Below are 1,233 nucleotides of genomic sequence, written 5' to 3' on the forward strand. Positions count from 1 at the left end.
ATCGCCGACCCCTACGGCCGGGTGCTCGTGCAGGCCCCGCGCGACGAGGCCGCGGCGCTCGTCGCCGACCTCGACCTCGCGCAGGGCCGCGACTGGATCGACCTGTTCCCGTTCCTGGCCACCCGCCGCCCCGACTCCTACGCCGCCCTGACCGAGCCCACCCGCCCCCAGCACCGCCGGGAGGCCTGAGGTGAGCGCCGCCGACCACTGGCGGATGCCGGCCGAGTGGGTGCCGCACGAGCGCACGTGGATGGCGTGGCCGTCATCGGGCTACACCCTCGGAGAGAGCGAGGCCGCCGCCGACGAGGCGCGGGCCACGTGGGCCGACGTCGCGCTCGCGGTGTCGCGGTTCGAGCCCGTCACCCTCGTCGTCGACCCGGATGCCGTCGTCGTCGCCCGCCGCTGGATCGGCGAGGGGCGTCACGGCCACTACCGGGTCGACCTGCTCGAGGCGCCGCTCGACGACGCGTGGATGCGCGACATCGGGCCGACCTTCGTCGTGTCGCCCACGGGTGAGCTGGGCGCGGTCGACTGGGTGTTCAACGGCTGGGGTGCCCAGGAGTGGGCGACCTGGGGGAACGACGCCCGCATCGGCGAGTTCGTCACCGGGCGCGCCGGCGCGACGCGGGTGGCGAGCGACCTCGTGAACGAGGGCGGCGGCATCCACGTCGACGGCCTGGGTACGGTGCTGCTCACCGAGACGGTGCAGCTCGACCCGGGCCGCAACCCGGGCCTGACCCGGGCCGACGTCGAGGCCGAGATGGCCCGCACCATCGGTGCGACGACGTGCATCTGGCTGCCCCGCGGCCTGACCCGCGACTACGACGAGTTCGGCACCCGCGGGCACGTCGACATCGTCGCCACGTTCGCCTCCCCCGGCGTCGTGCTGCTGCACTGGCAGGGCGACCCCGCACACCCCGACCACGAGGTGTCCGTCGAGCTCGAGGGCCTGCTGTCCTCGGCCCGCGACGCCCGCGGCGAGCCGCTCGAGGTCGTGAGGGTGCCGGCCCCGCGCACCCTCGAGGACGAGGACGGCATCGTCGACTGGTCCTACATCAACCACCTCGTCGTCAACGACGGGGTCGTGGCCTGCACCTACGACGACCCGCAGGATGCCGCGTCACTGGCCGTGCTGGAGAAGGCGTATGCCGGTCGGCAGGTCGTCGGGGTGGACGCCCGGCCGCTGTTCGCCCGCGGGGGCGGCATCCACTGCATCACCCAGCAGCAGCCGCG

Annotated in this window: 1 protein-coding gene and 1 pseudogene; both read left to right on the forward strand. The window is 74.3% G+C overall.

Annotated features, from left to right (window positions below):
- Positions 1 to 189 (forward strand): annotated as a pseudogene (locus PLL68_RS15430) (hydrolase); the annotation flags it as partial.
- A gap of 25 nt (positions 190 to 214) precedes the next feature.
- A partial coding sequence (locus tag PLL68_RS15435; protein ID WP_324535610.1) for an agmatine deiminase family protein occupies positions 215 to 1,233 on the forward strand: 1,019 nt, incomplete at its 3' end.

It is taken from the genome of Ornithinibacter sp., assembly GCF_035443565.1.
In the GTDB taxonomy this organism is placed as follows: domain Bacteria; phylum Actinomycetota; class Actinomycetes; order Actinomycetales; family Dermatophilaceae; genus Fodinibacter.